22 protein-coding genes are annotated in these 25182 nt (G+C 48.4%); 15 read left to right on the top strand and 7 right to left on the bottom strand.

Going from position 1 to position 25182, the window contains the following annotated elements; translation table 11 throughout:
• Nucleotides 1–10: 10 nt before the first annotated feature.
• On the top strand, nucleotides 11–1393 hold the full coding sequence (locus tag ACSF8W_RS19460; RefSeq protein WP_500848813.1) for a DUF3131 domain-containing protein: 1383 nt from the start codon (nucleotides 11–13) through the stop codon (nucleotides 1391–1393).
• The gene (locus tag ACSF8W_RS19455) at nucleotides 1390–2646 is read left to right on the top strand and encodes a hypothetical protein (protein WP_500848812.1); all 1257 of its coding nucleotides are present in this window, start codon (nucleotides 1390–1392) and stop codon (nucleotides 2644–2646) included. The genes ACSF8W_RS19460 and ACSF8W_RS19455 overlap by 4 nt, the downstream gene beginning before the upstream one ends.
• Before the next feature lie 11 nt (nucleotides 2647–2657).
• On the opposite strand, the gene ACSF8W_RS19450 is transcribed toward ACSF8W_RS19455, so the two are convergent.
• Complete coding sequence (locus tag ACSF8W_RS19450; protein ID WP_500848811.1) at nucleotides 2658–3032, bottom strand: YcgJ family protein; 375 nt, start codon at nucleotides 3030–3032, stop codon at nucleotides 2658–2660.
• A 190-nt stretch (nucleotides 3033–3222) separates the two neighbouring features.
• Between ACSF8W_RS19450 and ACSF8W_RS19445 the strand changes: the two genes are divergently transcribed.
• Entirely contained in the window at nucleotides 3223–3600 is a 378-nt protein-coding gene (locus ACSF8W_RS19445) for a DUF805 domain-containing protein (protein ID WP_500848810.1), read from the top strand.
• 148 nt (nucleotides 3601–3748) lie between these two features.
• The gene (locus ACSF8W_RS19440; protein WP_500848809.1) at nucleotides 3749–4642 is read left to right on the top strand and encodes a hypothetical protein; all 894 of its coding nucleotides are present in this window, start codon (nucleotides 3749–3751) and stop codon (nucleotides 4640–4642) included.
• Between the two features lie 102 nt (nucleotides 4643–4744).
• Here ACSF8W_RS19440 and ACSF8W_RS19435 read toward each other — a convergent pair whose 3' ends face one another.
• Nucleotides 4745–6400, bottom strand: coding sequence for an FAD-dependent oxidoreductase (locus ACSF8W_RS19435; protein ID WP_500848808.1), 1656 nt, complete (start codon nucleotides 6398–6400; stop codon nucleotides 4745–4747).
• Nucleotides 6401–6591: 191 nt separating this feature from the next.
• Between ACSF8W_RS19435 and ACSF8W_RS19430 the strand changes: the two genes are divergently transcribed.
• The 4 genes from ACSF8W_RS19430 to ACSF8W_RS19415 all read left to right on the top strand — a co-directional run bounded on the left by ACSF8W_RS19430 (nucleotide 6592) and on the right by ACSF8W_RS19415 (nucleotide 9535).
• Nucleotides 6592–7011, top strand: a complete 420-nt coding sequence (locus tag ACSF8W_RS19430; protein WP_500848807.1) for a YeeE/YedE family protein — start codon at nucleotides 6592–6594, stop codon at nucleotides 7009–7011.
• Between the two features lie 20 nt (nucleotides 7012–7031).
• A complete protein-coding gene (locus tag ACSF8W_RS19425; protein ID WP_500848806.1) occupies nucleotides 7032–7466 on the top strand; it encodes a DUF6691 family protein in 435 nt (144 codons plus the stop codon).
• Between the two features lie 181 nt (nucleotides 7467–7647).
• On the top strand, nucleotides 7648–7899 hold the full coding sequence (locus ACSF8W_RS19420) for a hypothetical protein (protein WP_428476086.1): 252 nt from the start codon (nucleotides 7648–7650) through the stop codon (nucleotides 7897–7899).
• Nucleotides 7900–8356: 457 nt separating this feature from the next.
• A complete protein-coding gene (locus ACSF8W_RS19415; protein ID WP_500848805.1) occupies nucleotides 8357–9535 on the top strand; it encodes an amino acid permease in 1179 nt (392 codons plus the stop codon).
• Between the two features lie 752 nt (nucleotides 9536–10287).
• On the opposite strand, the gene fusA is transcribed toward ACSF8W_RS19415, so the two are convergent.
• The 5 genes from fusA to ACSF8W_RS19390 form a co-directional block, all read right to left on the bottom strand.
• Nucleotides 10288–12375, bottom strand: coding sequence for an elongation factor G (gene fusA / locus ACSF8W_RS19410; protein ID WP_500848804.1), 2088 nt, complete (start codon nucleotides 12373–12375; stop codon nucleotides 10288–10290).
• Nucleotides 12376–12801: 426 nt separating this feature from the next.
• Nucleotides 12802–13989, bottom strand: coding sequence for a PcfJ domain-containing protein (locus ACSF8W_RS19405; protein ID WP_500848803.1), 1188 nt, complete (start codon nucleotides 13987–13989; stop codon nucleotides 12802–12804).
• A 37-nt stretch (nucleotides 13990–14026) separates the two neighbouring features.
• Entirely contained in the window at nucleotides 14027–14344 is a 318-nt protein-coding gene (locus tag ACSF8W_RS19400) for a c-type cytochrome (protein WP_500848802.1), read from the bottom strand.
• 123 nt (nucleotides 14345–14467) lie between these two features.
• Nucleotides 14468–14929 carry an RNA methyltransferase gene (locus ACSF8W_RS19395; RefSeq protein ID WP_500848801.1) on the bottom strand — a complete coding sequence of 154 codons (462 nt, stop codon included), beginning with the start codon at nucleotides 14927–14929 and terminating at the stop codon, nucleotides 14468–14470.
• 128 nt (nucleotides 14930–15057) lie between these two features.
• Nucleotides 15058–15390, bottom strand: a complete 333-nt coding sequence (locus tag ACSF8W_RS19390) for a PBPRA1643 family SWIM/SEC-C metal-binding motif protein (protein ID WP_500848800.1) — start codon at nucleotides 15388–15390, stop codon at nucleotides 15058–15060.
• Nucleotides 15391–15663: 273 nt separating this feature from the next.
• Here ACSF8W_RS19390 and ACSF8W_RS19385 point away from each other — a divergent pair, with 273 nt between their 5' ends.
• The 7 genes from ACSF8W_RS19385 (at nucleotide 15664) to gnd (ending at nucleotide 25165) form a co-directional block, all read left to right on the top strand.
• Nucleotides 15664–17550, top strand: coding sequence for an extracellular solute-binding protein (locus ACSF8W_RS19385; protein WP_500848799.1), 1887 nt, complete (start codon nucleotides 15664–15666; stop codon nucleotides 17548–17550).
• Between the two features lie 6 nt (nucleotides 17551–17556).
• The gene (locus ACSF8W_RS19380) at nucleotides 17557–18645 is read left to right on the top strand and encodes a microcin C ABC transporter permease YejB (RefSeq protein ID WP_500848798.1); all 1089 of its coding nucleotides are present in this window, start codon (nucleotides 17557–17559) and stop codon (nucleotides 18643–18645) included.
• Between the two features lie 5 nt (nucleotides 18646–18650).
• Nucleotides 18651–19667 (top strand): ABC transporter permease, encoded by a 1017-nt coding sequence (locus ACSF8W_RS19375; RefSeq protein WP_500848797.1) that lies wholly within the window; start codon nucleotides 18651–18653, stop codon nucleotides 19665–19667.
• Nucleotides 19668–19681: 14 nt separating this feature from the next.
• Nucleotides 19682–21274: an ABC transporter ATP-binding protein gene (locus ACSF8W_RS19370; RefSeq protein ID WP_500848796.1), complete on the top strand. Its 1593-nt coding sequence runs from the start codon at nucleotides 19682–19684 to the stop codon at nucleotides 21272–21274.
• A gap of 214 nt (nucleotides 21275–21488) precedes the next feature.
• On the top strand, nucleotides 21489–22988 hold the full coding sequence (zwf, locus tag ACSF8W_RS19365; protein ID WP_500848795.1) for a glucose-6-phosphate dehydrogenase: 1500 nt from the start codon (nucleotides 21489–21491) through the stop codon (nucleotides 22986–22988).
• Nucleotides 22985–23707 carry a 6-phosphogluconolactonase gene (gene pgl, locus ACSF8W_RS19360; protein ID WP_500848794.1) on the top strand — a complete coding sequence of 241 codons (723 nt, stop codon included), beginning with the start codon at nucleotides 22985–22987 and terminating at the stop codon, nucleotides 23705–23707. Before zwf ends, pgl begins: the two co-directional genes overlap by 4 nt.
• Nucleotides 23708–23716: 9 nt before the next feature.
• Nucleotides 23717–25165 (top strand): decarboxylating NADP(+)-dependent phosphogluconate dehydrogenase, encoded by a 1449-nt coding sequence (gnd, locus tag ACSF8W_RS19355; protein ID WP_500848793.1) that lies wholly within the window; start codon nucleotides 23717–23719, stop codon nucleotides 25163–25165.
• Nucleotides 25166–25182 lie beyond the last annotated feature (17 nt).

Below are 25182 nucleotides of genomic sequence, written 5' to 3'. Positions count from 1 at the left end.
AGGGGAGCCCATGTTGAAAAAAGCAATAGTTGTGCTGGTCGCGTGCCAATTAGCCGCATGTGGCGTGGTGTATCGAGGCGTGCAAGACGGCATCACTTCTGTGAATGAGTCACAGTTGATCCGTCAGGGGCGATACGGTGAACTCACAGAAGATGAACTGGCGTGGGCGAAAACGGCGTGGACTTATGTGGAAAATAATACCAACCCCACCACGGGGTTGGTTAATTCTATTGATAATTACCCAACAACAAATTTATCGCATATTGCCGATTATTTAGTCGCGTTAATGGCGGCCGATGAATTCGGCTTTATCACCAGCAAAGAGCACGATGAACGCTTAACCTTGGTCATCAGTTTTTTGAACAAGATGCCATTAGGCTTGTTAGGTGTTCCCAATAAAGTGTACAGCACCACATCGGGGCAAATGGTCGACTACGCGAATCAGCCGGGGGAGTTAGGGTGGTCATCTATCGATATTGGCCGATTGTTGATTGTCTTGGCGATCACCAAGCAGCGTAATCCGACCTTTTCTGAATACATTGATAAAGCCGTATTGCGTTGGAATTTTTGTGAATTAGTCAGTACAGAGGGTGAACTGTTTGGGGGCACCATCAATAACGGGCAGGTACATCGCTACAAAGAAGGCCGTTTAGGGATTGAGGAATACACCGCGTATGGGTATCTCGATTGGCAAATTGTGCCTGAAAAAGCCATGTTACTTGAACCGTATGAAGTCGTCACCATCAATGGGATAGACCTGCTATTTGATGGTCGCGATCCTCGTCATTACGATGTGTTACGTCCGGTCTACAGCACGCCTTACTTGCTGTTGGGGATGGAGTTTAATTGGGATGAGATCAGTGACAGTCATTCAAACGATGCCATTCATTCTAATCATACGCTGTCTGCGATGGCAGATGCGGTGTATCAGCTTCAAGCCTCGCGCTGGGATCGAGAACGCATTTATACAGCCCGCGGGGAGCATGTGGTCACGGGGGAGCCGTATTTTGTGTACGACAGCATTTATGCCTTAGGCACGCCGTGGATTTCAGTGGCGGAAGATGGCAGCGATCATGATGAAAAAGCGTTGGTATCTACCCGCGTGGCCTTTCAAATGTGGACGTTATGGCGAACCGATTATACCGACCGTTTGTTGACCTTGGTGCAAGAATTGTATGATCCAACACGAGGGTGGTATGAAGGGCGATATGAGTTAACCAGTGCGTATGAAAAAACCATCTCATTGCAAACCAATGCAGGTGTACTAGAGGCATTGTTATATAAAGCGAATGGCAAGCTGTATCAACGTTCAACCGAACGTGAGTTTAGGGACGTACAGTTTGATTCTCGGTTTTACCATCCTGGAAAATGCTTGGTGGAGACGTTCCGATGAAAATAACGATGTTGCTCGGCAGGGTGTATGTGTTCGTACTGTGTGCGTTGGTATTGGGTGTAGGAGTCAGCAGTGGACGCGTGATGGCCTCGGCGGTAGAGTTGGATCTCGCGCCGTTTGCAAAAGGGACGCACTTGATCACCCTCGGTCGTTATGAACAAGCTGCTGAGCAATGGCACCGGTTATCACTGGCCTTTTTGAGCGCAGAAGCTCAGCTTGGACGAAAAAAAATGTGGCAGTATGCCGGCATGTCTGCGGCTTTAGCGGCGATGGCAGCGGATAAAGCTAACAGTGCGCTGGCTTACCAGTATTGGGCTGACAGTACGCGCTATTTGATGACGGGAGGGACAGACTGGCCGCAGGTACAAAAAAGGATGCATCGCCGGTTTGAGCAAGCCAATACGTTGTTATCGACACAAGTACAGGTGGCCGATGTCGTCAGTAGTGTCGACAATGCATGGCAACAAGAATTAAGTTTACTGCAAGTGTGGGATGACAAGTTAACGCTGTTTCGTTTTGCCTCTCCCCAGCTGGGGTTGAGTGAAGCCGGCGGTGGGATCTCTCCCGCCGTGTCTTTGAACGGCAATGAAGATTTGCCTGCTCAGCCCCGTTATATTCGCCCGGTCGTGTCTGCGACAGGTAAAAAATTGAGTGGTATTAACAGTACATTCAGTCATGACAAAAGGCGCCCGACCACGGTACCCATTACCGGACCGGATGCGCTCCCCAATGAGTCTCTTTATTCTCATCCACCCCGTGTCCCTACCGCTTCTGCGTCTTCTTTTCAAATAAAGCGTTTAAGTGAACAACCAGCGCCGAAATCGGAGCAAAAGCTTGAACCCCAACGTGACATTAACCCTACGCCGAATGTGATTGTTACGCCGGTTAAACCGATTGTTTTTAATGAATCTAACTTGAAGCCTAACCAGCAGCCGACAGGGCCCAGTTCCCCTATACCGATGCATGATACACCAGCAAGCCAAGCAGCTGTCGCGCATACCCCCGAACTTCAAACGCGGACAACACAAACCTCCTTATCCGAACTTGCCTCACCCAATGCCGTGTCGGATGAACGGGCGACATCGACACCGATTGATCCCGTGACGGTGGCCGAGAATAAAGAGGTCGCCAGAGGCGTCATCGCTCGTGGTCATCTTGAAACCGTCGAGGAAGCGGGGGTTGAAGCCATTCGTCGACGTAGTTTTGCACCAACAGGCCAGCATGTACCGGCAGCGGAAGGCGCTAAAGAATAACGCGGGAGGGCTTATTCGCTGTCACTGGTTTCGGGAAAGAGGATTTGATTGTAATCGGGCTCTGGGGTGTTATTGAATCGGTCAGTGACGCATTGTTTTTTTTCGGTATCGCAGTAGACGTTGTTACTGAAGGAGAAGCGTTGGGTATCGAAATTTTTACTGCCGACCTCATCAATGATGGCCATGAAGTGATCTTGTGCAGCTTGCCCGAGGAACATCTGGGTAAAGGCCATTGAAATGCCATCACTATCGACACAAAATCCGGCTTTCTTATCGCAAATGACGCCCATGTCGGGGGAGTAAACGGTTTCATTGAAATCGGTTTTCGCTTGGACTAAACCAAAGCCAATAAACAGAGCAATTTGTAATAATAAAAGCGGTTTCATACGTTACCTATGGTTTCTATGCTGGGTTTTCTACGCTGATTTTTTATGTCTGCTTTTTGATGTGTCGCCTACACAATGTTGTCACTGAAAAGTCTATGCATACCTCGGTGTGTCTGTTGTTTAAGAAAAGAGACAACCGAGATCTATATAGAATGTTCCATGAGCGTTTGATTATGTAGGAGTTGTTGTTATGCAGTGGTATCTCTATGTCTTAAAGCAATATGCCGTATTTAAGGGCCGCGCCAGTCGGCCTGAGTATTGGTACTTTGTGTTGTTCAATATCATTATTAGCATCATTTTGGCCTTAGTGAATAACTTGCTCGGTAATCCGGGGGACGGTGAAGGCGGCGGTGTGTTTGGTTTTATTTATTCTCTGTTGGTCTTGCTGCCCAGCTTGGCGGTTGCGACTCGCCGTTTGCATGATACCGGACGAACGGGCTGGTGGTTACTTATCGGTTTGATCCCTATCATTGGCTTTTTTGTGTTGATTTATTTCTTCGTTCAACCCACGCAACCTGACCCGAATGAATACGGGGATGCGCCACCGTCGCAGCCCACATCGTCTTGATGGTGAATGTTACGGCGTTCTCATTAACCATACTGGCGTCTTATTTCATCTACACTTACTTCACGCATGTGCCGATAAAAGGCTCATGATATTTGACCAGTTGGCAAAAAAACTCCAGTGATGCCATCGAAGTTCGTGGAGTAATACAATGAAAATTCATCAAGTTGCACTCATTGCATTGGGTGTGAGTGTGTCCGGACACAGTGCGGCCGAAGCGCCCGTCATGTCTGAAAAAAATCATTATCCCTCTTATCAACACCGCACATCATCGACGGATAATGCCTCGTATCAACGCTCGCCATCCGCTTACTATCATGAAGAGAAACAGGAGGGAAAACATCGCGACAATGCCTATGACAATCATTATGCTGATGAGACTGGCGGTGAACAGAATGACAGTAAACGGTTAGTGCTCAACCTTGTGGGGACGGGTTACATGTACGAGGGGGAGGTGCCTGATATTGACGGTGATAAAACACCAGATATGGCCATGTGCTTCGATGTGGATTTGAAAGACCCCGCAACGAATGCATCTATCGGGTATGCGACAGACTGTTTGTCTGAAATCACCGAGGAAAGTGGCGGAGTCAAATTAATAGGCACCACGTATTTTTATTTACCGGATGGCCTCATTGTGACCCGAGGACTTACCACGGTACAGCCCGTACTGCAGGAAACGGTCACGCCGAACGGTAATATGATTACACATATCACGGGAGCTTCCAGTGATGAAAGCGGTGTGCTTAAAGCATACGGTGACTATGCATGGCATCAAGGACCGGTCAGGTTGTCAGGAATGGTGGATTTAAGTCAATTTACCCAATCTGTCGGTGATCCTATTCATTTTGATTGTTTGTTCACCTTGCAACTCAAAGAAGTGAAATACCGTTGGCCACACAGATACAATTGGTATCGTCATCATCACTATCAAGATGACCGCTATGATAACAACGGTTATCGCCAATACAGAAAAGAGTCATCGTCGGAGTCGAATCATACGTGGCGTGAATCATCACACTACACTCAGCAAAAAACGTACTAACGCAAAAAGCCAGAAGCGACAGGCTTCTGGCTTTTATGCGATGGTGGCCTAGGTACCTTGTGTGAACGTCTTACGCAAACGTCTAGGTGATATCAATGTGCGTTACTGTTTGGCTGCTAAGTAAGTTTTGTAACCACCAATTAAATTACGTGCTTTGTAGCCGTTATTCACTAACTGGCGATAAGCAACGTTACCGCGTAAGCCCACTTGGCAGTAGATAATGATTTCTTTGTCTTTCGGCAACTCATGCATACGTTGACGTAACTGGTCGACGGGGATATTGATCGCCCCTTCAAGGTAGCCTTGTTTCAGCTCACCCGGATTACGCACATCAAGCAGTAACTGCGTGTCTGTCAGATGATCAATCTCATCAAAATGGATCGGAGTGGCATCGCCTTGCATGATGTTGGTCGCCACAAATGCGGCTTGGTTGATGACATCTTTAGCACTGCCGAACGGCGGTGCATAGGTCAGCTCAAGATGCTGCAATTGCTCAACGGTCATTCCGGCACGTTGTGCCACCGCCATGATATCAATACGTTTATCGATGCCGTCTTTGCCTACGGCTTGTGCGCCGTAAATTTTCCCCGTTTGTGGATCGAACAGCAGTTTGAACGACACCACTTCAGCTCCCGGGTAGTAACTGGCATGGCTGGCGGTGTGAACGAAGACTTTTTCGTAATGAATGCCATCACGCTTTAGCTGTTTTTCATTCTGGCCGGTAGCGGCGACGGCGAGATCAAAGACTTTGCAGATTGCTGTGCCTTGCGTGCCTTGATAGGTCGCCTGACGCCCCAGCATGTTATCGGCGGCCATGCGTCCTTGACGATTAGCGGGGCCCGCCAGTGGCACAAGTGCCGCTTGGCCTGTGACAAAATCGGGATCTTCTACCGCATCACCCACGGCATAAATAGCAGGATCGCTGGTCTGCATTTGCGCATTGACCCAAATCCCACCCAGTTCGCCAATTTTCAGCCCCGCAGCTTCAGCCAATTGGGTATCTGGGCGTACCCCGACAGCCATGATCAGAATGCCTGTGTTCAGTGTGTCGCCATTATTGAGGGTTAAGGTTAATTGTCCTGAGGCAGCATCATGCTGTACCGCATCAAGGGCGACGCCTAAGCGCAAGTCGATACCTTGTGTGCGAATGGTGTCATGAACAACGCCGGCCATTTCACGATCGACAGGCGTCATCACTTGATCTGCCATTTCAATCAGTGTGGTAGTGATGCCGCGCTGGTGGAAGGCCTCCATCATTTCCAACCCGATAAATCCCCCTCCGACGACGGTTGCATGGGTCGGTTGGTGGGTGTCTAGAGTCGAGAGGATGTTATCCATATCCGGGATATTACGCAGTGAATGCGTTAATGGGTTATCGATACCGGCGATAGGCGGTACCACTGGCGCTGCGCCTGGGCTGAGCAGCAACACATCATAGCTTTCGGTGTAACTCGTGCCATCAAGCAGGTTGCTGACCGTGATCGATTTAGCGTCGCGGTTGATGTGTGTGACTTCGTTCATGATACGCACATCGACATTGAAGCGAGCAAGGAAGCTGGCCGGTGTTTGCAACAGTAACTTGCTGCGATCCGTAATATCCCCGCCGATATGGTACGGCAAGCCACAGTTGGCAAAAGAGACAAACTCACCCCGCTCAAACATGATGATGTGTGCATCTTCACTTAAGCGTCGTGCTCTTGCTGCGGCTGACGCGCCACCGGCTACACCACCGACAATCAAAATTTTCGTTTTTGCCATTGTTCTCTCCATACGTCCCATCAGCGGAATCAACAAATAAGATCAGTCTTTTACTTTATGATGAAGGGATAATATCACACAAGTTAAATTAGTAAATGCTAATTTAGTCTTGACTAATTATGGTTAAAAAAGCCACTATAATGCAAAGTGTGCAGGTTATCTGAGAGTTGGGCGCCAACAAGGAGGCATGAATGAGTGGTGAATTTCCGTGGCAAGCATTGCTTGGGGGGATGTTGCTGGGTCTGTCTGCAGCATTGTTAATGTTGATGAATGGGCGTATTGCCGGGATCAGTGGCATTGTGTCTGGGATACTGAAGCCAGAGAAGGGAGAGTGGCCTTGGCGGCTATTCTTCTTGGTCGGTATGCTGGTCAGTGGTGCCATGGCGCCGTTATTGGGCTTGTCGTTTCCTACTGAACTCCCCGTGACCTCAATCGGCATGGTGGTGATGGCTGGTCTGCTGGTGGGCATTGGCACAAAGCTCGGTAACGGATGTACCAGTGGCCACGGTATCTGTGGCATGGGGCGATTCTCACCGCGTTCGGTGGTGGCCACGCTGATGTTCATGGCGGTGGCGATGGTGACGGTGTTTATCCGTCTTCATCTGCTTTAAAAGAGAAAGGAGAAAACACGATGTCACGATTAACCAATATAACCGCTCTGGCTTCTGGTCTTTTGTTCGGTATGGGAATGATGCTATCTGGCATGGTTGATCCGAATAAAGTGATCGGCTTTTTGGATATCGCAGGTATGTGGGATCCCAGTCTTGCTTTTGTGATGGGCGGCGCGCTGCTGGTGTTTATGCCGATGTATTTTTTAGTGATCCGTCCTCGGCAGAAGCCGGTGTGTGCATCCACATTTTCGATAAGCACAAAAAGGCAGATTGATAAGCGTTTATTGATAGGGGCTGGGCTGTTTGGTGTCGGATGGGGCTTAGCGGGTATTTGTCCCGGTCCTGTCGTGACCGCGTTGCCGAGTTTGAATAGCACAATGTGGGTCTTTCTCATTGCAATGCTGATTGGAATGAAAGCCGTTACTGCGTTTGAGCGCCCCGCAGAGGCCAGATAATGGCGTATTCAGCACAATCAGACTGAAAAGCAGGGCGGGTTTTCATCGAAGAGTTTGAATGAAGCCCGCTCACTGTAATGGTATCCCGTCATTTACACGTTTAATCGGCTCTACGTTTGCAATGGTGGGGAGATTTGGTACAACTGGGTTACGGCAAGCTATCAGGGAAAAGAGAACCGTTTTGAAAACAGTCGCGGAAACACTGCTTACGACAACGATCATGGCGCAAATCAACAAGCAAGGGGCAATCAACACCTTGGAAGCGCTATACAGTAAAGCGCGTTATGCGCGGTTTACCCGTCTTAAGTGGGCGGGCCAGTATTACGACGGTATTCAATTTGATGATGGCAGCAGTATCAGTGTGTACCCGACGTCATTCAATAAACTGACGCTTGTGGCATCTTGTGCCGCTTCGACAAGGAAGGCGCAATAACGCGCAAGAAAGACAAAGTCTGTCAGCGTGAAGAGGTGAATATGCCTGTTGATAAAATTGCAATATAAGATCCCAAAAACGATAGTTGATGTGACTTGGTTAGCCATATAAGTTGCTAAATGACCAAACAAAAGCAGGTAATCACAGGATGATTACTGAGTAACAAGGACATATCGTTTTTTGGAGTACGATACATGAACACACGATCTGATGGGCGAGCTTGTGCTCTCTCTGTCGGTGCACATTCGCAGCCGCATACATTACCCTCTCATTACCAATCCGCACTTCCGTCCGGTAGCGACATGCTATTTGGCTATTATTCAGCATTCCGATTTAGTCACTAGTTAATTGCGCTTTGCATCACGCAAAGCTGGCGTTTAACACCCTTCTTTTTTCAAATTTGAAGCACGGCTTGTGTCCATACAAGGCATGCTCGATAAATTTTAGAGACAACATTGTGAATACTAAATTACTTGGAAGTTCGTTAATCATTGCCGGTACGGCACTGGGTGCCGGTATGTTGGCTATACCAATGGTATTGGCCCAATTCGGTTTATTCTGGGGAACCACCCTGATGTTGGTGATCTGGATGGGGACAACCTACGCTGCACTCTTGCTGCTTGAGGCCAGCATTAAAGCCGGTGGTGGCCTCGGCATGAATACCATCGCGCGTAAAACCTTGGGTAAAGGTGGGCAGTTAGTGACTAACGGCTTGCTGTACGCCTTACTGGTGTGTTTGTTGATGGCATACATCATTGGTGCCGGGGATCTGTTGCTGCAATTGCTGTCAGGCATGGGCATTGAACTGACAATGATGCAAAGCCAGATCGCCTTTACCTTGTTAGCCGGTCTGGTGGTGGCGGCGGGGACGGCGGTGATTGATAAGATTAACCGCGTACTGTTTGTCATCATGGTTGTGACGCTAGGGATGACCCTGATGTCGCTTGTACCGTCTATCTCGTTTGACAATTTGATGTCTGCGACCAGCGATAACAAAGTGGCCTTGATCAAAACCAGCTCAGTCTTGTTCACCAGCTTTGGTTTCATGGTGGTTATTCCATCACTGGTCACGTACAACAAAGAAGCGACACACAAGCAACTGCGCAACATGGTGGTATTGGGCTCTATTATTCCACTATTCAGTTACTTGCTATGGCTATACGCGGCGATGGGGAATTTGACAGCAGAACAAATGGTGAATTTGGGCGGTGTGTCTGAATTGATTGCCGCGTTAGGCGCACAGCACAGCATGATTAATGCCGTACTGTCAGTCTTCACGGGCCTTGCACTGTTAACGTCATTCTTGGGTGTTGCCATGGCACTGTTTGACCAAAATGCGGATACCTTCCGTCAAAACCGTGCAGTCACTTACGTGCTGACGTTTATTTTCCCATTGATCGGTGCGCTATTTGCCGCTGACCAGTTCTTGTCGGTACTGGGCTACGCGGGTATTATTCTAGTGTTCCTTGCGGTATTCGTACCGATGGCGATGACCATTAAGCTACGCCGTGATAACGATGACGCCAATTATGAAGTGGATGCAACCGGTGTGGTGTATCAAGCTGCAGGTGGTCATCTGGCGATGGGACTGAGCTTCCTATTCGGTTGTTTCTTGCTGATGGCGGAGTTGATTTAATCTGACAGCGACCAAGGTGACACCGCCGTGATGTGGGCATCACCTTGGTAAAAAAAAGCAACGAGAAAAGGGCGTTTACGATATCGTAAACGCCCTTTTTTTGTATCCGTGTTTTATTAAACAGATACGTCTCTGCCTAAGCAGAGGTAAAGCGAGGTGGAATCATGGCAAGATGCGACCAAACAAAAATGCCGTTTTGAAGTTTTAGTGACCAAACAAAAACCTCACACAGACTTTATGGAGTACGTAATACATAACTAAAGTCGTGTTTCCAATGGCATTCATAATACAAAGTTTCGCGTGAATGAACCAGATAGTGGCGGAAGACGGATTGCCGTAAATACGCGTGAACTGTAAAGAAAAAAGTACACTTAAGTGGTTGATATATAGCAAATAAGGATGATTATGCGAGGCTGCGAGGCTGCGAGGCTGCGAGGCTGCGAGGCTGCGAGGCTGCGAGGCTGCGAGGCTGCGAGGCTGCGAGGCTGCGAGGCTGCGAGGCTGCGAGGCTGCGAGGCTGCGAGGCTGAGTGGTGGAGAGATTGAGAGAGAAGCTGAACCAATGAACCCATGGCGCGTATACCCTTAGAAGACTCAGTGTCATCTCTCTAGACAGGATAAGTAGAAGGGGAGCTGGAGGATAGCAGTAGGAGAGGGGGGGGACGAGAGAAGAGTATGGATGGTAAGCAACAGATAAAATAAAACCCGGTTGCCGAAGCAACCGGGTTTTTAAACGTTAGTCGTAATTAAAAATTACTTCTTAGCGTTCTTTTCTTTCTGCTCAGCGATTACTTTTTCAGCAACGTTTGCAGGACATGGTGCGTAGTGTGCGAACTCCATAGAGAACTGACCACGACCAGATGTCATAGTACGTAGAGTACCGATGTAACCAAACATTTCTGAAAGAGGTACATCACCCTTGATACGTACGCCAGTAACACCAGCTTGCTGGTCTTTGATCATGCCGCGACGACGGTTAAGGTCACCGATTACGTCACCAACGTGGTCTTCTGGAGTGAACACGTCAACGTGCATGATTGGCTCAAGAAGCTGAGGACCTGCTTTAGGCATAGACTGACGGAATGCGCCTTTCGCTGCGATTTCAAATGCGATTGCAGATGAATCGACTGCGTGGAAGCCACCGTCGTATAGCTCAACTTCAACGTCAAGAACTGGGAAGCCAGCTAGAGGACCAGTTTGCATCATAGATGCGAAACCTTTGTCGATTGCAGGCCAGAATTCTTTAGGAACGTTACCACCAACAACTACTGATGTAAACTTGAAGCCAGAACCTTGTTCGCCAGGCTTGATACGGTAATCGATCTTACCGAACTGACCTGAACCACCAGACTGCTTCTTGTGCGTGTAGCTGTCTTCAACAGGCTTCGTGATAGTTTCACGGTAAGCAACCTGTGGCTGACCAACAACTAGGTCTACGCCGTAAGTACGCTTAAGGATATCTACCTTAATGTCTAGGTGAAGTTCACCCATACCTTTAAGGATAGTTTCGCCTGTTTCTTCGTCAGTCTCAACCTGGAATGATGGATCTTCTGCAACCATCTTACCGATAGCGATACCCATCTTCTCAGAACCGCCTTTGTCCTTAGGAGCAACAGCGATAGAGATTACTGGAACTGGGAAGATCATTGGCTCAAGCGTACACTCGTGCTTAGGATCACATAGAGTGTGACCAGTTTGAACGTTCTTCATACCAACGATAGCGATGATGTCGCCCGCTTGAGCAGAAGTAAGTTCGTTACGGTCGTTTGCTTGCATCTCAACCATACGGCCGATACGCTCAGTCTTACCAGTAGCAGCGTTAAGGATGGTGTCACCCTTATTGATCTTACCAGAGTAGATACGTACGAAAGTCAGGGCACCGAAACGGTCATCCATGATTTTGAACGCAAGAGCACGTAGTGGCTCATCTGCAGATACAGTTGCTACTTCGCCAGTTGGCTCACCAGTTTCTGGATCAGTTAGCGGCTGAGGATCAACTTCAGTTGGTGCAGGTAGGTAATCTACAACTGCATCAAGAACTAGCTGAATACCTTTGTTCTTGTAAGCAGAACCACAGAACGTTGGGAAGAATGCTAGGTCACGAGTACCCTTACGGATACAACGCTGGATGTCTTCGATAGAAGGCTCTTCACCTTCCATGTACGCTTCCATTAGATCATCGTCTTGCTCAACAGCAGTTTCGATCATCTCTTCACGGTAAGCTTCAACGTCGTCAACCATGTCAGCTGGAACGTCTAGTACTTCGTAGTTTTCTGGAAGACCAGAGTCATCCCATACGTATGCTTTACGAGTTAGGATGTCTACAACACCCACGAAGTCTTCTTCGCGGCCGATTGGTAGAGTCATAACTAGTGGAGTAGCACCAAGTACTTTTTTAACTTGATCAACAACGTTGAAGAAGTCAGCACCCATACGGTCTAGTTTGTTAACGAAGATCAGACGAGATACTTCTGATTCGTTCGCGTAACGCCAGTTAGTTTCTGACTGAGGTTCAACACCGCCCGAACCACAGAATACACCGATACCGCCGTCAAGTACTTTAAGTGAACGGTATACTTCAACTGTGAAGTCTACGTGTCCAGGAGTATCGATAACGTTTAGACGGTGATCGTTCCAGAAACAGCTAACAGCTGCAGACTGGATTGTGATACCACGCTCAGCTTCCTGCTCCATGAAGTCAGTAGTCGTTGAGCCGTCGTGCGTATCACCAATCTTGTGGATTTGGCCTGTAAGCTTAAGGATACGCTCGGTAGTAGTGGTTTTACCCGCATCAACGTGCGCGAAAATACCAATGTTTCTGTATTTAGATAAATCTGTCATTGTTTTTCTCTATAAACAATTACTGTCACTATTCGGGGGGGGAGTATATCACTGATTTAGACAAATATTACATAGTTCATTTGAGATAAAATGAACATTTGCTTGTTTTTGCTCCGCCTTTTAGAGATTTATGGCTCAAACGCTCAATAAACCCACAAGAGGCTGACGTGATAACATAATCTGTTCCGCAAAATAGCAGGATCATGCTGTCATGAGCCCGCTTACTTCGCTCGAAATCGGTGATTTAATTGCCAATATCATTGGGTTTGTCAGACAAGTGCCTGATATACACCAATGCTAAAGGGATAACCCGAAGCCATCAAATCGGGTTAATTCTAGTCGTTATCAGAAAAGGCTACCAGTGGGTGGTCGCCTTTTTCTCGTCTCTGATGTTTGCTGATGAAGCGAGAATGGCAAGAGAAGCGATCAGTGCAAGCGATCTGCTGCTGGATCGGTGGCATGCAGGTGCTTTTTCTCAGCATCCAGCCACTGGTAGACCGCTTTGATGGTCGCGTCTTTGGGGGCCTTGTTTTTCAGCCCTTTGATTTGCTCGATATCATAAAAGGGCGGGGCATCATCGCGCAGAATGATACGGATCCCGATTGTCATGCGTTCAGGCGCAGTCATCTTAAAGGCTAAGTATTCACCCTTTAAAATCCGCGAGTGGTAAACCTCTACGCAATGCTGCAATATTTCCCCTTCTTCGCGCAGGGCAAAGTAGTGTGTGATCGGTTCAATATGGACGTTACCGGTAAAGACAACAGGGTAAGGACTATTGTGGGTTGGGCATGGCACGTACTCGTTGGTGCGGCGACGTTGTACCCAATTATCATGTAACTGGATAACAGCTTCGACGCTATCAAGCTGGCCCAGAATATCCATGGGGGCTTCATAGCCAAGACGCAGCCCCAGCTGTACCGTTTCGTTCAGTAGCGTGGGCAAACGAACACGATTCTTTAAGCTGGTTTGTGTCAGGCCATGCGCTAATTTCGAGCCAGTTAGATAAGGCAGTAGCATATCTAACTGTAATGCCTGTTCATTGATTGTCGGGTAATGATTAAAGTAACGGTACCGTTCTGCAATAGGATGCAATAGACGGGTGACTTGGGTATGGGTCGTTCGACTATTAAAAGTCACATCGATTTTATCCAAAAAGCGTAATGCGCCTTTGCTCGATGCAAATCCAAGCATATGTAAGATCTCACGCTGACCAAATTGGCACAGAGCGATGGCTTGCTCTCTGTCTAGTGGGTAAGCCTGACAAATTAAGTACAGCATGATGGGGCGCGTGATCAGCAAATCTTTTGCCCGCCGGTTTGTGGCCGCAAGGCTTAGCATGTACACGCCTAAGTCCGGGTAGGGCTCGACCAAATCAATGAAATGATCGGGAATGGTATTGACCCAATGCACACCACCCGGTGAATGAGCGATTTGGCTCAATGAAAAATCGATGCTGCCTTCAAGCGCTTCAATCGTACCATCATGATAGTGGCGCTCAAGTGTGAGGCCATCTTGCCATGGGTGAATGACAAGGGAAAACTGAAAACCGAAGGGGCTCAGATCAATCTGGAACCGTTCATCGTCATGGTGCGTATATTGAGGGGCAAGTTGCATGGCGGCCTCGTCAGTGAAAAGAAAAAGGGGGAGAACATTAAGGTTGCTGGGTATAAAACGCCGCAACGTCAGCCAGATCTTGATCGTTAAGTGCTGATAGTTGTTGTTGCATCATTTTGCCGTAAGTACCCAAACGTTCGCCGTCTTGGTAGGCTTTCATTGCTTTATAGAGGTATAACGCGTTCTGGCCATTGATATGAGGGTAGCCTTCTTTCATCGCAACACCGTTAGTGCCATGACAAAATTGACAAGAAAAAGCCTTATTTTTACCGATATCGGCATTACCTTCAGGCATGGCTGAAAAGGCAGGGAAACTCAAAAGGGCAAGAAGAGGGAGGAAAAGCGCATTTTTCATCGGAAATTGATTGTCCAGTAAAGTCAGAGAAGCATAGCCCATGTTCATGTAGGCATTGAGCTATGTTCTCTCTTTATACAATCAAAGCGATAGAGAAGAAAGTATCAACCGCAGAACCGCGATTTAATGATTGGAAAAGCAGTCACCTTTCGCCATGCGATCATATAAAATCACATTCACCGCTGCTGCCAAGTTCATGCAACCTTTAGTCGGTACATAAATGGTTTCACGGCAAAAGTCGGTAATTTCTTTTTTCAATGTCCCGTCTTCAGGGCCAAAAATATAGAAAGCGCGTTTCGGGTGCTTATATTCAGGAAGCGGTTTCGCCCCTTCAATTAAATCTACCGCAACGGGTACGCAGTCATGCGGAATGATTTTTTTCAGATCTTCTACACCAATCAGTGGAATATCACCCACGATGTTTTTGGTGTCAGTACAAAACTTCATAGCAAGATCATAACGTGTACCGGTATAGAACACACTGTTGACGCCATAGCACCCTGCAGCACGCATGACCGATCCGACGTTTTCAGGGGTTTTGGGGTTAAATAACCCGACACAAGAATACCCTTTGCTCTTGCTCATAATGTTTTTATTGCCTGTTTGATTTGAAAGACTGCCGACGTACACAAAGTGTGTGCCGGTAAAACGCAGTAAGCGCTGACGCGACGAGTATCGCTCAGCGCTTACTGTGTGTAACGTGAAGCCTGCGATTATGCACAGCACTTCTTGTATTTTTTACCGCTACCGCATGAACATGGGTCATTACGGTTAGGTGTTTTATCAAATACGGTGGTTTGCGGCTTATTGAGCAGCGTTTCCAGCTCCATCAAGTTTTCTTCCGCTTGGCTGTCGACCGTGATGGTCGCGAAAAGCGTTTGTTCAGCCAGCAGGGCTTCTACTTCTGCTTTTTTCTCTTCACTGTTAACGATCAACGGTAATGGATTGCTTTCAGTGCCGAGCTTTTGAGCGCGCTTCGTGTTGTAGCCAAAGCTTTCGTACTTTGGTTTTTTTTCAATGCGGCCTTTGTAAAAGAACTTAGACATCGTTTGTACCTGTCTTGCGAAGTAGTGGATAAAGAGTTCGCATGCGCGAAAGGGCGCGATATTAGCGGCTTAGCCGCGTTCTCGCAAGTCCTCTGCAATAATCCATTGTCGGCATAGCGGTTTGTTGATTTCCCATTCATGACCTATCGTAACTAGAGGGAAGATAGATAATTCCTCAATTCAATGAAGAAGATATCCCGCATAAAACCGCATCGATGGGGGCGATAATGGCATACAACGTCCATATCGCCACGTATCAGCAAGGAGGCACAAATGGGGAAATGGCACGTTTGGGGATTACTGCTCGGGATCGTTGCACTGCCGGGTTATGCTGTTAGTCAGGGCGAAAATCCGGCAAAAAGCGAAGGAAAAAGCGCTGCAGACACCACGATAAGCAACGCCACAGACACGATTGTGGAGTCACGCTCGCTGGTAGGTTTTGGCAGTGCGAAGTACGCCGATGATTTTTCCCACTTTGACTACGTTAACCCCAACGCCCCCAAAGGTGGCAAGGTGGTGTATGCGCAAGTGGGAACCTTTGACAGTTTTAATCGCTATGCCTCTCGGGGGGTGTCTGTCGCCGGCAGTGATACCTTGTATGACACTTTGTTTGTTTCCTCCAGCGATGAAATCGACAGTTATTACCCCTTAATTGCAGAGAAAGTCCGTTATCCGCAAGACTATGCGTGGATGGAAGTTGATATTAATCCCAATGCCCGTTTTCATGATGGCCAGCCGATTACCGCCGAGGATGTTGCGTTTACCTTCGACAAATTCATGAAAGAAGGGGTCGCACAATATAAGGTGTACTTCAAAGACGTGGATACCGTTACCGCGATCAAACCGCTGACCGCGCGCATCATCATGAAAACCCCCAATCGCGAAGTGCTATTAGCCTTAGTGCAAGGCATGACGGTGCTGCCTATGCATTATTGGCAAGATAAAAACCTCAGTGAGCCGTTAAATACGCCCCCCATTGGTAGCAGCGCCTATAAGATCGCGGATTATAAGCCCGGCCAGAGTGTGACGTATGAGCGTATGCCGACCTATTGGGCGAAAGACTTGCCTGTGAACGTTGGCCGTCATAACTTCCAGCAAATCCGCTATGATTATTACCGTGATGAAACCGTCACATTAGAAGCGTTTAAAGCGGGCGAGTACGATATCCGCGAAGAGAACGTCGCCAAATTCTGGGCTACCTTGTACCAAGGTAAAAACTTCGATAATGGCTACATTGTCAAAGAAGAAATCGCCCATCAAATTCCTCAAACCTTGCAGGCCTTTGTGTTTAATACACAAAAGGAGATGTTTTCCGATTCAAAAGTGCGTGAAGCGTTTTCTTACGCGATGGATTTTGAGTGGATGAACAAGAGCTTGTTCTACAACCAATACAGCCGCAGCCGCAGTTATTTTCAGAACACGGAATACGAAGCCAAGGGGTTGCCGTCTGCACAAGAATTAGCGGTATTAGCCCCGATTAAAGACAAAGTGCCTGCACGGGTGTTTAGTGATGAGTATCAACCGCCAGTAACGGACGGTTCCGGCCGTATTCGGTCGCAACTACGCCAAGCGCTGAGCCTGATGAAAGCGGCAGGTTGGGAAGTAAAAAACAAAGTCATGACAAACGTTGAAACAGGCGAACCGTTTGTGTTTGAGTTGCTCATGTACAGCCCGACCACCGAACGTTTGGCGATCCCGTTTCAGAAAAACTTGAAGCTGATGGGGATCGATATGCGATTACGCACGGTCGATACCACCCAATATATCAAACGCCTACGCGATCGCGATTTTGATATGGTGTCAGCGGGTTACAGTGCCAACCCTTATCCCAGCCCTAATCTGTTGATTGCGTGGAATAGCCAGTTCATTGATAGTACGTATAACACCGCAGGGGTGAGCGATCCGGCGATCGATTATTTGACCGAGCAGATAGCTCAGCAGCAGGAACATCCCGAACAATTATTGCCTCTGGGGCGTGCGTTAGACCGTGTGCTGCAATGGCATTTCTATGTGGTTCCGCAATGGCACATCAGCAAGTTTCGCGTCGCCACGTGGGATAAGTTTGCCCGCCCGGCAATCCGTCCGAAATACACCTTAGGGAAAGATACGTGGTGGGTGGATCCAGAAAAAGCCGCGCGCTTACCCGAAAAGCGTCGGTAACCGCCTATGTCAGCCTATATTCTACGACGCCTGTTGCTGGTGATCCCTACCTTGTGGGCGATCATTACTATTAACTTCTTCGTCATTCAAATTGCGCCCGGTGGCCCCGTCGAGCAAGCTGTTGCCCAACTAGAAGGTCACAGCTCGGGCATCATGGAGCGTTTCACTGGCGGTGGCCAAGAAGTGGTAACTGCCGATACGGGTGGGGAAGGCAATACTGGCTATCGCGGCTCGCGAGGGTTAGATCCGGAAGTAGTGTTAGCGATACAAAAGCAGTTCGGCTTCGATAAGCCCTTGCTCGAACGTTATGTCGATATGCTGGTGAATTACGCCACCTTTAATTTTGGTGAAAGCCTGTTTAAAGGCGGCAATGTGATTGACCTGATCATTGAGCGCTTACCGGTGTCCATTTCTCTTGGGCTATGGAGTACGTTGATCATCTACTTGGTGTCTATTCCCTTGGGGATCGCCAAGGCCATCAAGCATGGCTCCCGTTTTGATGTCTGGAGCAGTGCATTGGTGATTGTCGGCTATGCCATTCCCGGTTTCTTGTTTGCCATTTTACTGATCATCTTTTTTGCCAGCGGTAACTATTTCAGTTGGTTCCCATTGCGTGGCTTGGTGTCGAGTAATTTTGACCAACTGACCTGGTATCAACAAATCGCCGACTACTTTTGGCACCTCACTTTACCGATTATTGCTATGGTGGTCGGAGGCTTTGCCACGTTGACCATGCTGACCAAGAATTCGTTTTTGGATGAAATCAATAAGCAGTATGTCGTTACCGCACGGGCGAAAGGGCTGGATGAACGCGGGATCTTGTATCGTCACGTGTTCCGTAATGCCATGTTGATCATCATTGCGGGCTTTCCGGCTGCGTTTATCAGCATCTTCTTTACCGGTGCCATGTTGATAGAAGTGATGTTCTCGTTAGAAGGGATTGGCTTGCTGGGGTTTGAATCCACGATTCAGCGTGATTATCCCGTCGTGTTTAGTTCGCTGTATATCATGACCCTGCTGGGGCTGTTGTTGAACATTATCTCGGATATTACTTATACCTTGGTGGATCCGCGGATCGATTTTGAGGCGCGCTAGTGAAAATGAGCCCATTAACACAGGAACGTTGGGGGCGGTTTCAGGCCCATAAAAGAGGGTATTGGTCGTTATGGATCTTTGCTCTGTTGTTTGTGATCAGCTTGTTTGCGGAGATCATCGCCAACGATAAGCCCCTTTTGGTGGAATATCAATCACAGTGGTATTTTCCTATCCTTCACGCGTACTCGGAAACGGAATTTGGCGGTGAGTTCGAGGCAGAGGCCGATTACACTGATCCTTACGTTGCTGACTTGATCAACGCCCACGGCTTTATGATCTGGCCGATCATCCGTTTCAGCTATGACACCATCAATTATGATTTACCGGGGCCTGCGCCGTCACCGCCAGACCGTGTGAATTGGCTGGGCACCGATGATAAAGGGCGGGACGTGCTCGCGAGAATCATCTATGGCTTTCGCATTTCCGTGCTGTTTGGTTTTGCGTTAACCGTGATCTCTACCGTTATTGGTGTGGTGGTGGGGGCGTGCCAAGGCTATTACGGCGGGTGGGTAGACTTATTTGGCCAACGTTTTATGGAAGTGTGGTCGGGGATGCCGACGCTGTTCTTACTGATTATCTTGTCGAGTTTTGTTGAACCGAATTTCTGGTGGTTGCTGGGGATCATGGTGCTGTTCAGTTGGATGGGGCTGGTGGGGGTGGTGCGTGCCGAATTTCTCCGTTGCCGTAATTTTGATTATGTGCGGGCGGCGCAAGCGCTGGGTGTTGCGGATGGGCGGATCATGCTGCGCCATATGCTCCCCAATGCCATGGTCGCTTCTTTGACCATGATGCCGTTTATTCTCAGCGGATCGGTCACCACGTTAACCTCGTTAGATTTTCTCGGCTTTGGCCTGCCAGCCGGTTCGCCGTCGTTGGGGGAATTGTTGGCGCAAGGAAAAACCAATTTACAGGCCCCGTGGTTGGGGCTATCGGCGTTTGTCGTGTTATCGATCATGCTGAGTTTATTGGTTTTTGTCGGTGAAGCCGTACGTGATGCGTTTGATCCGCATCATCAGCGGTAGCAGAGGGAAGGCGAATGACAAAACCGATACTGACTATTGATAATTTATCGATGGGCTTTCAGCGTGGCCAGACGGTCGATCAGGTCACGCACGATGTGAGCTTGCAGATTTACCGTGGCGAGACGCTCGCCTTGGTGGGCGAAAGTGGCTCAGGTAAATCGGTCACCGCGAATGCCATTTTACGTTTGTTACCCCAACGCTCCGCCCGTTATCTTTCAGGCCGTGTGCATTACGATGCCATAGATATGGTGCGTTGCAGTGAGCGTGATATGCGCCAAGTGCGGGGTAATCGTATCGGCATGATCTTTCAAGAACCGATGATGTCGCTTAATCCCTTGCACAGAGTGGGGCGTCAATTGTGTGAAGTATTAGCATTGCACCGCGGGATGCGTCAGGCCGCGGCTGAGAAACGGGCGGTTGAATGGCTGAAAAAAGTCGGCTTGCGTGATGCAGAAAAACGCATGATGGCGTATCCCCATGAGCTCTCAGGCGGAGAACGTCAGCGGGTCATGATCGCCATGGCACTGATTAACGAGCCTGAGTTGTTGATTGCCGATGAACCCACCACCGCATTGGATGTGTCGGTACAAGCGCAGATCTTGGATTTATTAAAACAGCTCCAGCAAGAAATGGGCATGGCGATGCTGTTTATCACCCATGATTTAAGCATCGTCAAACAACTTGCGGATCGGGTCGCGGTCATGCAGTTAGGGCGCGTGGTCGAAACCAATACCCGTGATGCCATTTTTAATCATCCTCAAGATCCCTACACCCAACAATTGATTCAATCCGACCCGTCTGGCGAGCCTGTTGCGGTGACGGCGAATGCCCCAACCATGTTTGATGTGTCGCAATTAAAAGTCTGGTTTCCCATTAAAGGGGGGCTGCTTAAACGGGTAAAAGATCACATCAAAGCTGTCACCGATGTCAGTTTCCAATTGCAAAAAGGCCAGAGTGTTGGCTTGGTAGGGGAAAGTGGGTCTGGCAAATCCACCACGGGCATGGCGATATTGCGTTTGTTGGAGAGCGAAGGCGGTATTACTTATAATGGTATCGATATTTCAACGTTAAACCGCAAAGGGATGCTACCTTATCGCAGCCAGTTGCAAGTGGTGTTTCAGGACCCGTTTTCCGCGTTGAACCCGCGTATGTCTGTGGCTCAAATTATCGGGGAAGGGCTGACCGTGCATCACAGCCTGACAGCAGAAGAAACCGATCAACGCATCTGTGAAGCGATGCGCGAGGTCGAGTTGGATCCGGCTACTCGTCACCGTTACCCCAATGAGTTTTCCGGCGGGCAACGTCAGCGTATCGCCATTGCACGGGCGCTGGTCTTAAAGCCCGCATTTATCTTGCTGGATGAGCCCACCTCGTCGTTGGATCGTACCGTGCAGTGCCAAGTGCTTACGTTATTAAAAACCTTACAAGCCAAATACCAACTGAGTTACTTATTTATTAGCCATGATTTAAGTGTGGTTAAATCACTGTGTCATTATACGGTTGTGCTAAAAAATGGCTGTGTGGTGGAGCAAGGAAATACCGAAAAGCTATTTTCACAGCCTCAAGAGGAATACACTAAACAATTAGTTTCATTATCATCGGTTTAGCTGGTAATACCACATGGAAAGCGCGTTAAATCAGCATTTCAGGCGTATTTTGCCGACGTAAATTCTGTAATTGACTAAAATATCACCAAGAAAGGTTTTACCTATTAATTTTATAGATAAAACCTACTGTTACTTTTGCTACTTGGTGATAACATCGCGATCCTCAATATATGAATGACTTGTGCTGACGGAGTCAGACAAGTGGGTAAGTATTATGGTTAAGCCTGAAAATAATTGTATCGTCATCTTCGGCGCGTCGGGTGATTTGACCCATCGCAAATTGATCCCTGCCTTTTACCATCTTTTTGCTAACGGACTCCTTTCTGAGCAGTTCGCTATCTTGGGGGTAAGCCGCACAGAATACTCTGATGAGGAATTCCAGCAGAAACTCAAAGCCTCTTTGATGGCCAACGAAAAAGTTGACCCACAAACCCTTGAGGAATTCTGTCAGCGTCTTCACTATCAAGCGATTGATACCAAAGATGTTGAAGACTACGCTAAATTGAAAGCGCGTCTTGATGATATCGATCAGGCTTATCAAACCAACGGTAATACCACGTTTTACTTAGCCACCCCACCAAGCCTCTACAGTGTGATCCCTGCATGTTTGTCCGCTTATGGCTTGAACAGTGAAGCACGTGGCTGGAAACGTTTGATCGTTGAAAAGCCATTTGGTTACGATCTGGCGACCGCTGAACAGCTTGATGCCGAGCTGCATAATCACTTCCAAGAACACCAAATTTACCGCATTGACCATTACTTGGGTAAAGAAACGGTACAGAACCTGCTTGTTTTCCGTTTTGCCAATGGCATGTTTGAACCGCTTTGGAACCGTAACTTTATTGATTACGTTGAAATCACAGCGGCAGAATTCTTAGGTGTAGAAGAACGCGGCGGCTATTACGATGGCTCTGGCGCCATGCGTGACATGTTCCAGAACCATTTACTGCAAGTGCTTGCGATGGTTGCGATGGAGCCGCCAGCAGCGATTAACGCGAACACCATGCGTAATGAAGTCATGAAAGTGTTCCAAAGCTTGCAGCCGTTATCTGAAAATGACCTGAAGAATAACCTGGTACTTGGCCAGTACACCGAATCAGATGTGCGTGGCAATCACTTGTTGGGTTACCGTGAAGAGCCCGGCGTTGCGGAAGATTCCCGTACCGAAACGTATGTTGGCTTGAAAATGTTTATCGACAACTGGCGTTGGAACGGTGTGCCGTTCTACGTACGTACCGGTAAGCGTTTGCCAACGCGTGTGACCGAAGTGGTTATTCACTTCAAGAAAACCCCACACCCTGTTTTTGGTGCCAATGCGCCAGAAAACAAACTGATCATCCGTATTCAGCCAGACGAAGGCATTTTGATGAGCTTCGGGCTGAAAAAGCCGGGCGCAGGCTTTGAAGCCAAAGAAGTGTCGATGGACTTCCACTACGAAAGCTTGGAAGAAACCCACATGCTGACTGCCTATGAGCGTCTGTTGTTGGATTCCATGAAAGGTGATGCAACCTTATTTGCTCGTTCTGATGCGGTGAAAGCGTGTTGGGAATTTGTCCAGCCAATCTTGGATTACAAAGAGAACCCAGAGCACCTGTACGGTTACGCGGCAGGCACATGGGGGCCGAAAGAGGCCGACGATTTGTTGTCTCGCGATAACCGCGAATGGCGTTTCCCTTGTAAAAACTTGGCGAACACGGATTACTGCGAGCTATGAGTCACATGAATTACCACGTTTTTGACAGCGCCCAACAGGTGGTTGAAGCGCTTGCTCAGGAATTAGAAACGTATAGCCAGTTAGGGCGTCCGGTGCACATTTCGCTGTCGGGCGGCACTACGCCATCACAGTTGTTCGATTTCTTAGCCAATTCAGCGTTTTCGACGTCGATTGCATGGTCAAACCTGCACTTCTGGTGGGGCGACGAACGTTGCGTGGCACCGGATCACGAACAAAGCAATTATGGTCAAGCCAACGCCTTATTATTTAAGCATATCGACATTCCTGCTGAAAACATTCATCGTATTCAAGGTGAAGCGTTTGCGGCAATGGAAGTGGGGCGTTTCGCGGAAGAAATGCTGACCGAGATCCCACTTGAACACGGTGTACCGGCGTTTGATTGGGTATTGCTCGGCATGGGGACGGATGGCCACACGGCATCGTTGTTCCCGGGGCAAACCAAGTACGATTCGACAGAATTAGCCACGATTGCCGCGCATCCTGAAACGCGTCAGATCCGCGTCTCCAAAACGGCGCATCTATTGGCACACGCCAAACGCATTACGTATTTAGTGCTGGGTGAAAGCAAAGCGACTGTATTGAAGCAGATTGCCGAGCAGGCACCCGAAGCAGATAATTATCCTGCCGCAAAAGTTATTGCCAAAGAAGGCGTGACCGAGTGGTATCTCGATTCAGAAGCAGCCAAAGAGCTGGCATAAGGAGCGAAAATGAAAGCAGATATTGGTGTTATCGGTTTAGCGGTAATGGGTCAGAACCTGATCCTGAACATGAACGATAATGGATTCAAAGTGGTCGCGTATAACCGCACCGTTGCTAAAGTTGATGAGTTCCTTAATGGTCCGGCAAAAGGGACGAACATTGTTGGTGCAACATCACTGGAAGATCTTGTCAGCAAGCTAGAAAGCCCACGTAAAGTGATGCTAATGGTACGTGCGGGCGATGTCGTGGATCAGTTCATTGACAACCTAGTACCTTTGCTAGACGAAGGCGACATCATCATTGATGGCGGTAACACAAACTACCCAGACACCAATCGTCGTTTTGCTGCACTGCGTGAAAAAGGCATCCGCTTTATCGGTGCTGGCGTATCTGGTGGTGAAGAAGGTGCACGTTTCGGGCCTTCTATAATGCCAGGTGGCGATCCTGAAGCATGGCCACATGTGAAGCCAATCTTCCAAGGCATTGCTGCGAAAACCGAGCAAGGTGAAGCGTGTTGTGATTGGGTCGGTAAAGAAGGTGCTGGCCACTTCGTTAAGATGGTACACAACGGCATCGAATACGGTGACATGCAGCTGATCAGTGAAGCCTACCACTTCATGAAAGAAGGTTTGGGTCTGTCTGCGGATGAGATGCAAGCTATCTTTGCGGAGTGGAACAAGACTGAGCTAGATAGCTACCTAGTTGAAATTACCGCTGACATCCTTGGCTACAAAGATGAAGACGGTGAAGCGCTGGTTGAGAAAATTCTTGATACCGCAGGCCAGAAAGGTACGGGTAAGTGGACAGGTATCAATGCCCTTGAGCACGGTATCCCGCTAACACTGATCACCGATTCTGTATTCGCACGTTGCCTGTCTTCACTGAAAGATCAGCGCGTTGAAGCAGAGAAAGTCTTCAACAACCCAATCCTAGCGATTGAAGGTGACAAGGCTGAGTGGGTTGATGCACTGCGTCAGGCACTGCTTGCGTCTAAGATCATCTCTTACGCACAAGGCTTTATGTTGATCCGCGAAGCGTCTGAAGAGAACGATTGGTCACTGAACTACGGTAACGTAGCGCTAATGTGGCGTGGCGGTTGTATCATCCGCAGTGCGTTCCTAGGCAACATCCGTGATGCGTTTGAAGCGAACCCAGAGCTAGCGTTCCTAGGCTTGGATAACTACTTCAAAGATATCCTAGAGCAGTGTCTACCTGCATGGCGTAAAGTGGTTGCGAAGTCGTTCGAGACAGGTCTACCAATGCCATGTATGTCTTCTGCGTTGACGTTCCTGAACGGTTACACCACTGCACGCCTGCCAGCAAACATGCTGCAAGCACAGCGTGACTACTTCGGTGCGCACACTTATGAGCGTACTGACAAGCCACGTGGCGAGTTCTTCCACACCAACTGGACAGGTAAAGGTGGCGACATTTCATCGACCACGTACGACGTGTAATCACGTTTTACTTTACT

The organism is Photobacterium sp. 270122K, from assembly GCF_059941365.1.
This window is presented reverse-complemented; position numbering and strand designations above follow the sequence as displayed.

What these genes read in the sequence shown, in the direction of transcription:
- ACSF8W_RS19450 (WP_500848811.1), bottom strand. Translation starts at nt 3,032, where the DNA reads ATGAAACCGCTTTTATTATTACAAATTGCTCTGTTTATTGGCTTTGGT.
- ACSF8W_RS19380 (WP_500848798.1), top strand. Translation starts at nt 17,557, where the DNA reads ATGTCAGCCTATATTCTACGACGCCTGTTGCTGGTGATCCCTACCTTG.
- ACSF8W_RS19405 (WP_500848803.1), bottom strand. Translation starts at nt 13,989, where the DNA reads ATGCAACTTGCCCCTCAATATACGCACCATGACGATGAACGGTTCCAG.
- ACSF8W_RS19445 (WP_500848810.1), top strand. Translation starts at nt 3,223, where the DNA reads ATGCAGTGGTATCTCTATGTCTTAAAGCAATATGCCGTATTTAAGGGC.
- ACSF8W_RS19385 (WP_500848799.1), top strand. Translation starts at nt 15,664, where the DNA reads ATGGGGAAATGGCACGTTTGGGGATTACTGCTCGGGATCGTTGCACTG.
- ACSF8W_RS19390 (WP_500848800.1), bottom strand. Translation starts at nt 15,390, where the DNA reads ATGTCTAAGTTCTTTTACAAAGGCCGCATTGAAAAAAAACCAAAGTAC.
- zwf (WP_500848795.1), top strand. Translation starts at nt 21,489, where the DNA reads ATGGTTAAGCCTGAAAATAATTGTATCGTCATCTTCGGCGCGTCGGGT.
- pgl (WP_500848794.1), top strand. Translation starts at nt 22,985, where the DNA reads ATGAGTCACATGAATTACCACGTTTTTGACAGCGCCCAACAGGTGGTT.
- ACSF8W_RS19370 (WP_500848796.1), top strand. Translation starts at nt 19,682, where the DNA reads ATGACAAAACCGATACTGACTATTGATAATTTATCGATGGGCTTTCAG.
- fusA (WP_500848804.1), bottom strand. Translation starts at nt 12,375, where the DNA reads ATGACAGATTTATCTAAATACAGAAACATTGGTATTTTCGCGCACGTT.
- ACSF8W_RS19375 (WP_500848797.1), top strand. Translation starts at nt 18,651, where the DNA reads ATGAGCCCATTAACACAGGAACGTTGGGGGCGGTTTCAGGCCCATAAA.
- ACSF8W_RS19400 (WP_500848802.1), bottom strand. Translation starts at nt 14,344, where the DNA reads ATGAAAAATGCGCTTTTCCTCCCTCTTCTTGCCCTTTTGAGTTTCCCT.
- ACSF8W_RS19455 (WP_500848812.1), top strand. Translation starts at nt 1,390, where the DNA reads ATGAAAATAACGATGTTGCTCGGCAGGGTGTATGTGTTCGTACTGTGT.
- ACSF8W_RS19425 (WP_500848806.1), top strand. Translation starts at nt 7,032, where the DNA reads ATGTCACGATTAACCAATATAACCGCTCTGGCTTCTGGTCTTTTGTTC.
- ACSF8W_RS19440 (WP_500848809.1), top strand. Translation starts at nt 3,749, where the DNA reads ATGAAAATTCATCAAGTTGCACTCATTGCATTGGGTGTGAGTGTGTCC.
- gnd (WP_500848793.1), top strand. Translation starts at nt 23,717, where the DNA reads ATGAAAGCAGATATTGGTGTTATCGGTTTAGCGGTAATGGGTCAGAAC.
- ACSF8W_RS19395 (WP_500848801.1), bottom strand. Translation starts at nt 14,929, where the DNA reads ATGAGCAAGAGCAAAGGGTATTCTTGTGTCGGGTTATTTAACCCCAAA.
- ACSF8W_RS19430 (WP_500848807.1), top strand. Translation starts at nt 6,592, where the DNA reads ATGAGTGGTGAATTTCCGTGGCAAGCATTGCTTGGGGGGATGTTGCTG.
- ACSF8W_RS19460 (WP_500848813.1), top strand. Translation starts at nt 11, where the DNA reads ATGTTGAAAAAAGCAATAGTTGTGCTGGTCGCGTGCCAATTAGCCGCA.
- ACSF8W_RS19435 (WP_500848808.1), bottom strand. Translation starts at nt 6,400, where the DNA reads ATGGCAAAAACGAAAATTTTGATTGTCGGTGGTGTAGCCGGTGGCGCG.